Below are 7,565 nucleotides of genomic sequence, written 5' to 3' on the forward strand. Positions count from 1 at the left end.
CAGGAGCGCATCCTGCCGTTTTTTTTGCCTGTTATTCAGACTCATCAATACCCAGACGGGTAAGGAAAGTGCGAATACCTTCGCGCGAAATATACATTGCCAGCTTTTCTTGTTCCGTTGGGGACATGTTGTCCAGTGCGCTAATTATCTGGCGACAGGCGTGGCTACGCACCACGTGGGTGTATTCTGCCAGCGGTTCCTCAGCCTGATAAATTTCAGGGACTTTGCGAAAAGCCGGAATATTGAGCAGAAACGTACGGACGCTGGAGTCGATATGGATCAGCCTTGCACGACCCCCTTTAACGCCGGGAAACTTTTCGGTGGTCCAGTTTTGTTCTCTGATCCAACGATTGACGGTTTGTTTGGCAACCCCGAGACATTCCGCCAGTTCTTCGGTCGTCATTTTGCTGCGTAATTTTTTCATATTATTTGTTGTCGCGGATCCCTAAGCGTTGTAACAAACCCGTAATGCCTTCACGCAGGATCAGTGACGTAAACATTTTTTGTTCTGACGGAGTCATCTCTTTGGCGAGCCTAATCAGTAGAGCTTCGATAGAGGTATCGCCGGATAACGATAAATTATCTGATAAACCTTCGGCTGAACGCTCAGCACTGCGAATGTATTCACGAACTTGTTCGGTGACGTGAACCAGACGCGCTTTACCGCCCTGTACGCCTGGTTTTGGTGATGTAGCCCAACCCTCCTTGCGCACCCATTTATTGATGGTCTGTCGGCTGTATCCGGTCAGATTAGCAAGTTCTTCTGGCGTCATCCGTTCCTTGAACATAACGATTCCCTGAATAGTCGTGGGGTTAATTAGTGGCTCATTTTATAGCACCATTTTAGTAGAAACCGTGACGCGTTTAACTACTGAATGCGAGTTGTTACGCAATGTTCTTCATTTGACTGCTTTTTCAGCGATTGAATTCTATGAGTTAATTTTGCCGTTGACACACGCGAAGGGAATTCATATGATGCCGCCCGTCAACTCGACAAGCTTTACGTAATGGGGCTATAGCTCAGCTGGGAGAGCGCTTGCATGGCATGCAAGAGGTCAGCGGTTCGATCCCGCTTAGCTCCACCAAATTTAATCCCAATAAATTTGGTACGTACGTAATAGCATCGTGGGGCTATAGCTCAGCTGGGAGAGCGCTTGCATGGCATGCAAGAGGTCAGCGGTTCGATCCCGCTTAGCTCCACCAAAATTTAAACCCTCGCTGAAAAGCGGGGGTTTTTTGTTTCTGTTTCCACCCTGTATCTCTTCGGTTTGCTGAATAGCAGGCATAAAAAAACCGGGGAGAAGAATCTCCCCGGTCTTATCAATACGATGTTGTCTTACGCTTACAGCACCAGTGCTGCGATAGATGCAGACAGTACGCTCACCAGCGTAGAGCCGTACACCAGCTTCAGACCGAAGCGGGAAACCACGTTACCTTGCTCTTCGTTCAGACCTTTAATCGCACCGGCGATAATACCGATGGAAGAGAAGTTAGCGAAGGAGACCAGGAACACGGACAGGATACCTTCTGCGCGCGGAGAGAGCGTGGCGGCAATTTTCTGCAGATCCATCATCGCAACGAATTCGTTGGAAACCAGTTTGGTTGCCATGATACTGCCCACCTGCAGCGCTTCGCTGGACGGCACACCCATTACCCATGCAACCGGGTAGAAGATGTAGCCCAGGATGCCCTGGAAGGAGATGCTGTAACCAAACCAGCCGGTCACGGTGGCGAACAGGGCGTTCAGGGCTGCAATCAGCGCGATGAAACCAATCAGCATCGCTGCAACGATAATTGCCACTTTGAAACCTGCCAGGATGTATTCACCCAGCATTTCGAAGAAGCTCTGGCCTTCGTGCAGGTTAGACATCTGAATGTTTTCTTCGCTGGCATCAACGGTGTACGGGTTGATCAGCGACAGCACGATAAAGGTGCTGAACATGTTCAGAACCAGCGCCGCAACCACGTACTTCGGTTCCAGCATGGTCATGTACGCGCCGACGATAGACATGGAAACGGTCGACATCGCCGTTGCAGCCATGGTGTACATACGGTTGCGAGACATTTTGCCGAGAATATCTTTATAGGCGATAAAGTTCTCAGACTGACCCAGGATCAGGGAGCTGACGGCGTTGAAGGATTCCAGCTTGCCCATACCGTTCACTTTGGATAACAGGAAACCAATCGCGCGGATGATAACCGGCAGAACGCGGATATGCTGCAAAATACCGATCAGGGCGGAAATGAAGACGATTGGGCACAGCACTTTCAGGAAGAAGAATGCCAGGCCTTTGTCGTTCATGCTGCCGAAGACAAAGTTTGTCCCTTCATTAGCGAATCCGAGGAGTTTTTCAAACATCTCGGAGAAGCCTCTCACGAAGCCCAGACCGACATCAGAGTTCAGGAAGAACCATGCCAGTAACACTTCAATAACAAGCAATTGAATAACATAACGAATGCGGATTTTTTTACGGTCACTGCTTACCAGCAGTGCGAGTACCGCAACCACGGCAAGGGCCAGGACGAAATGAAGAACGCGGTCCATATTTGCTCCAAATATGAGGCAGGTTTAGTTTTCGTGCACATTCTATGTAACAACCATAAAGAAAACGAGATCAAACACACACTATAATAAGGACCTGTGACGAGATTCAAAATTAGTGATCGGTGATACACTTCAGTTATGTTTAGTATGGAAGTGAAAAGTTATGTCATTGTGCTAATCTCATAACAATAATTAAACATCTCACCGGTATTTCCAGAATCCTTATCGATCCATAGACAAACGCTATCAGAGAAATCAACTTCACCCATTAAAATGAATTTGATAATCATTCTCAATAGGCGTAGCTTGAAACATAGCAAAGGCTATGTTTCTGAGGCACTAAAATGACTAACGATCGCGTTGAGAGTAGCAGTGGACGGGCAGCGCGCAAGTTGAAGCTCGCATTAATGGGACCTGCGTTCATCGCGGCGATCGGCTACATCGATCCGGGCAACTTCGCCACCAACATCCAGGCAGGGGCCAGCTTTGGCTATAAATTGTTGTGGGTGGTGGTCTGGGCAAATCTGATGGCGATGCTGATTCAGGTGCTGTCGGCAAAGCTGGGTATTGCCACGGGTAAAAACCTGGCGGAGCAAATTCGCGATCACTATCCTCGTCCGGTGGTGTGGTTCTACTGGGTGCAGGCCGAAATTATCGCCATGGCGACAGACCTTGCTGAATTCATTGGTGCCGCGATTGGTTTCAAATTGATCCTCGGCGTGTCGTTATTGCAGGGGGCCGTGCTCACCGGTATCGCGACTTTTTTGATTCTGATGTTGCAGCGCCGTGGGCAAAAACCGCTGGAAAAAGTGATTGGCGGCTTGCTGCTGTTTGTGGCTGCGGCTTACATTGTGGAACTGATCTTTTCCCAGCCGAACTTCGCGCAACTTAGCAAGGGAATGGTTATCCCGAGCCTGCCTAATTCCGAAGCGGTGTTCCTGGCGGCTGGCGTGCTCGGCGCGACTATCATGCCACACGTCATTTATCTGCACTCTTCCTTAACTCAGCATCTGCACGGCGGAACACGTCAACAGCGCTATGCGGCCACGAAATGGGATGTGGCAATCGCCATGACGATTGCTGGATTTGTCAATCTGGCGATGATGGCGACGGCTGCCGCTGCATTTCACTTTAGCGGGCATACCGGTATTGCCGATCTCGATCAAGCGTATCTGACACTTGAACCGCTGTTGAGTCACGCTGCGGCGACGGTATTCGGTTTAAGCCTGGTGGCTGCGGGACTTTCTTCTACCGTGGTCGGTACGTTGGCCGGGCAGGTGGTGATGCAAGGGTTTATCCGCTTTCACATTCCGCTTTGGGTACGCCGTACCGTCACTATGATGCCATCATTTATTGTGATTTTGATGGGACTGGATCCGACGCGTATTCTGGTGATGAGCCAGGTATTGCTCAGTTTTGGTATTGCACTGGCGCTGGTGCCGCTACTGATCTTTACCAGTGACGGTAAGCTGATGGGCGATTTGGTGAATACCCGTTGGGTAAAACAGTTAGGCTGGGTGATTGTTGTGCTGGTGGTGGCGCTCAATATCTGGCTGTTGGTAGGAACCGCACTCGGTTTGTAAAAACAAAAGGGCCCGTAGACCCTTTTGTTACATTAATGGTGGTGTCCGTGACCTCGTCCGCGACCACGATGGTCGTCACGATCGTTCCAGCCTTCACGATAACCGCGCTCATAAGCTTTGCGTTTGTCCCAGCCACGATGGTAGCCATTGTCATGACGCCACCAGCGATTTTTGCGCCACTCATAGTTATTGTGCCAGTAATCCCGGTCGCGCCAGCGGCCGCCATCCCAGTAGTTACCGTAGTTATCGCGATCGCCAATTTGTAATTTTATTGATGGCAGCAGGGTGATTTCGCCAGCGTTCGCGGCCAGCGGTGTAAAAGCCAATAAGACTGCCGCCAGAATCAGTGACCTGAACATGTTTTCTCTCCTTCACGATCGAGCCGTAGCCGGCCTGTTAACGTAATATTACGGGGCAGTAAAGCCCCGTTTCATCGCCTTAACTCTTAAATCGCAAGTGAGAGCACTTTTTGTTAATAAATGTGTCTTTATTTCAATCAACTCAGGATAGCATCAATCTCCGCGCACTCTTCAGACGTAAAGTGACGGTTTGCCAGCATGCCGACAGCATCTTCAATTTGTGCTGGTTTACTGGCGCCAATCAGCACTGACGTGACTTTGTCATCCCGTAACACCCATGCCAGCGCCATCTGGGAAAGCTTTTGCCCGCGTTGTTCTGCCAGCACATTCAGCGCCCGCACTTTTTCCAGCTTTTGTGGAGTGATCTGGTCCGGATTCAGAAAGCGACTGGTGCTTGCCGCACGAGAATCCGCAGGAATGCCGTTCAGATAGCGGTCGGTTAACTGTCCGCCAGCCAGCGGTGAGAAGGCGATACTGCCGACACCTTTTTCCTGTAATAGTGACAGCAAGCCACCTTCGACCCAACGTTCAAACATGGAATATTTGGGCTGGTGAATAAGGCATGGCGTACCTAAATCGTTGAGTATTTCAATCGCCTGCCTGGCAAGATCTGCCGGATAGTTAGACAACCCGACGTACAGCGCTTTGCCCTGACGGACGATGTGATCCAGCGCGCGCATGGTTTCTCTGAGCGGTGTTTCAGGGTCGGGGCGATGGTGGTAGAAGATATCGACATACTCCAGCCCCAGACGCTTCAGGCTTTGATCGAGACTGGCAATCAGATATTTGCGTGAACCCCAGTCACCGTAGGGGCCTTCCCACATGGTGTAGCCCGCTTTTGTGGAGATAATAAGCTCATCTCGCCACGGTAAAAAATCTTCCTGCAGGATCCGACCAAAATTCCGTTCTGCCGAACCCGGTGGTGGACCATAGTTATTTGCCAGATCAAAATGGTTGATCCCCAGATCGAATGCGCGCTGTAACAATGCGCGACTGTTCTCGACCTGTGTGGTATCGCCAAAATTGTGCCACAAACCCAGAGAGACAATCGGGAGCTTAAGGCCGCTCTGACCGCAGCGGCGGTACTCCATTGTCTGATAACGATTTTCATCTGCGTGATAAACCATGTCACCCCCCTTCCACAATGCGTGTGCCTTTCAGTGTATACGGTTACACCGTCGATTCTTCAATGAATTTTTACCGCCAAAACTGTAAATCCTGCTTTCCACCCCTTCACAGCGACTTTCCTGGACAGTCATCACAGTTCTTCGATACTCAACATGAGGTTACCGTCAGAAGGATAGCTGTCATGCAAACCCCGTATTCCGTTGCTGATTATCTGCTGGACAGGCTGGCAGGCTGTGGCGTCGGCCATCTCTTTGGTGTGCCGGGCGATTATAATTTGCAGTTTCTTGACCACGTGATTGAACATCCCAACGTATGTTGGGTCGGGTGTGCGAATGAATTGAATGCGGCTTATGCGGCAGATGGCTATGCCCGGGTATCCGGGGTTGGGGCGCTGCTCACCACGTTTGGTGTGGGCGAGTTAAGCGCAATTAACGGTATCGCGGGTAGCTTCGCGGAATATGTTCCTGTTTTGCATATTGTCGGCGCACCCTGTCGCGGCGCGCAGCGTCGCGGAGAGTTGATGCATCACACTTTGGGTGACGGTGACTTTCAGCATTTTTACCGCATGCAGCAGGCAGTAACAACGGCCAGCGCGATACTGGATGAACAAAATGCCTGCTATGAGATTGACCGTGTGTTGCGAATGATGCTCAGCGAGCGCAGGCCGGGCTATCTGATGCTACCTGCTGATGTGGCTAAACAGCCTGCTACGCCACCGAATGATATTTTGATTGTTCCTCTGAGCGAGCCGGAAAGCAGCGTGATAGAGGCGTTTCGCTACCATGCCCGTGAACGATTGCTGGACAGCCCACGCGTAGCGTTGCTGGCCGACTTCCTCGCGCTGCGTTTTGGTCTGCAGCCGGTTTTACAGCGCTGGATGGCAGAAACGCCGATGGCTCATGCCACGTTGTTGATGGGCAAAGGACTGTTTGATGAGCGTCACCCGGCGTTTGTTGGCACGTACAGCGCTGGAGCCAGCAGCGATTATGTACGTCAGGCGATAGAAGATGCCGATACGATAATGTGTGTCGGCACACAATTTGTCGACACCCTGACAGCTGGGTTTACACAACAGCTACCGCTGGATCGCACCATTGACGTTCAGCCCCATGCGTCACGAATTGGATCCCACTGGTTTAACATCCCGATGGAGCAGGCGGTCACCACATTACGTGAGCTGTGCCTGGAAATGTCGTTTTCTCTACCGCCAGAACGTCCGCCAATTAGGCGTGTTCAGGTTGAGAAGGGCCCACTGACGCAGGAAAACTTCTGGCACACGGTGCAGCAGTTTCTGAAGCCTGATGACATTATCCTCGTCGATCAGGGAACCGCCGCCTTTGGCGCGGCTGCGCTCTCACTACCTTGCGGGGCGGAAGTACTGGTTCAACCGTTGTGGGGATCTATCGGCTACGCGCTCCCGGCGGCATTCGGTGCGCAAACGGCCTGTCCGGACCGTCGGGTGATCCTGATTATTGGTGATGGCGCGGCGCAGCTCACCATTCAGGAGCTGGGCTCCATGCTCAGAGACGGGCAATCGCCGGTTATTTTACTGCTCAACAATGACGGTTATACCGTGGAGCGGGCCATACATGGGGCAAATCAGCGCTATAACGACATCGCCGCTTGGAGCTGGACGTCGGTGCCGCAGGCGTTTAGTCGTGAATGTCAGGCAGAATGTTGGCGGGTGAAGCAGGCGGTACAGCTGGAAGAGGTGCTGGCCCGGTTGTCCAATCCGCAACGATTGTCGTTAATTGAGGTGGTGCTACCGAAAGCCGATCTTCCTGAATTATTGCGCACGGTGACCCGTGCGCTGGAATCTCGCAACGGCGGATAGCTATTTATCAGGGCGCTCAGCGACCATCATCGGTTTGCCTGCCAGCAGCAGCCAGGCGGGCAGCATGACGATGCACAGCAGCGGCAGCAGGGTGGAATCTGGCACCACCACTGCTG

At 51.7% G+C, this 7,565-nt stretch carries 8 protein-coding genes and 2 tRNA genes; 4 read left to right on the forward strand and 6 right to left on the reverse strand.

Translation table 11 applies throughout. The features are described 5' to 3' along the window. Positions 1–31: 31 nt before the first annotated feature. Together FDW94_RS08455 and FDW94_RS08460 are read right to left on the reverse strand one after the other, a co-directional pair. A complete protein-coding gene (locus tag FDW94_RS08455) occupies positions 32–424 on the reverse strand; it encodes a YfeC-like transcriptional regulator (RefSeq protein WP_003834896.1) in 393 nt (130 codons plus the stop codon). 1 nt (position 425) lies between these two features. Further along, positions 426–788, reverse strand: coding sequence for a YfeC-like transcriptional regulator (locus FDW94_RS08460; RefSeq protein ID WP_003028277.1), 363 nt, complete (start codon positions 786–788; stop codon positions 426–428). A gap of 221 nt (positions 789–1,009) precedes the next feature. Here FDW94_RS08460 and FDW94_RS08465 point away from each other — a divergent pair. Both FDW94_RS08465 and FDW94_RS08470 read left to right on the forward strand, forming a co-directional pair. Continuing rightward, positions 1,010–1,085: transfer RNA gene (locus FDW94_RS08465), tRNA-Ala, on the forward strand. A 42-nt stretch (positions 1,086–1,127) separates the two neighbouring features. Then, positions 1,128–1,203 (forward strand) — tRNA-Ala (locus FDW94_RS08470). A 139-nt stretch (positions 1,204–1,342) separates the two neighbouring features. Here the strand turns inward: FDW94_RS08470 and nupC are convergent. Next, positions 1,343–2,545, reverse strand: a complete 1,203-nt coding sequence (gene nupC, locus FDW94_RS08475) for a nucleoside permease NupC (protein WP_003834893.1) — start codon at positions 2,543–2,545, stop codon at positions 1,343–1,345. 344 nt (positions 2,546–2,889) lie between these two features. Here nupC and FDW94_RS08480 point away from each other — a divergent pair, with 344 nt between their 5' ends. Continuing rightward, positions 2,890–4,128: an Nramp family divalent metal transporter gene (locus FDW94_RS08480; protein WP_137377444.1), complete on the forward strand. Its 1,239-nt coding sequence runs from the start codon at positions 2,890–2,892 to the stop codon at positions 4,126–4,128. Positions 4,129–4,160: 32 nt separating this feature from the next. Here the strand turns inward: FDW94_RS08480 and ypeC are convergent, their stop codons facing one another. Both ypeC and mgrA read right to left on the reverse strand, forming a co-directional pair. Further along, on the reverse strand, positions 4,161–4,487 hold the full coding sequence (ypeC, locus tag FDW94_RS08485) for a DUF2502 domain-containing protein YpeC (protein WP_003028268.1): 327 nt from the start codon (positions 4,485–4,487) through the stop codon (positions 4,161–4,163). Between the two features lie 137 nt (positions 4,488–4,624). Further along, a complete protein-coding gene (mgrA, locus tag FDW94_RS08490; protein ID WP_137377445.1) occupies positions 4,625–5,614 on the reverse strand; it encodes an L-glyceraldehyde 3-phosphate reductase in 990 nt (329 codons plus the stop codon). 182 nt (positions 5,615–5,796) lie between these two features. On the opposite strand from mgrA, the gene FDW94_RS08495 reads away from it, so the two are divergent. Further along, positions 5,797–7,449, forward strand: a complete 1,653-nt coding sequence (locus FDW94_RS08495; RefSeq protein ID WP_137377446.1) for a thiamine pyrophosphate-binding protein — start codon at positions 5,797–5,799, stop codon at positions 7,447–7,449. Here FDW94_RS08495 and FDW94_RS23975 read toward each other — a convergent pair. Then, positions 7,450–7,565, reverse strand: a 116-nt coding sequence (locus tag FDW94_RS23975; RefSeq protein WP_249358388.1) for a hypothetical protein, incomplete at its 5' end; no start/stop codon positions are given.

It is taken from the genome of Citrobacter sp. wls757 (genome assembly GCF_005280935.1).
Classification (GTDB): Bacteria; Pseudomonadota; Gammaproteobacteria; order Enterobacterales; family Enterobacteriaceae; genus Citrobacter; species Citrobacter portucalensis.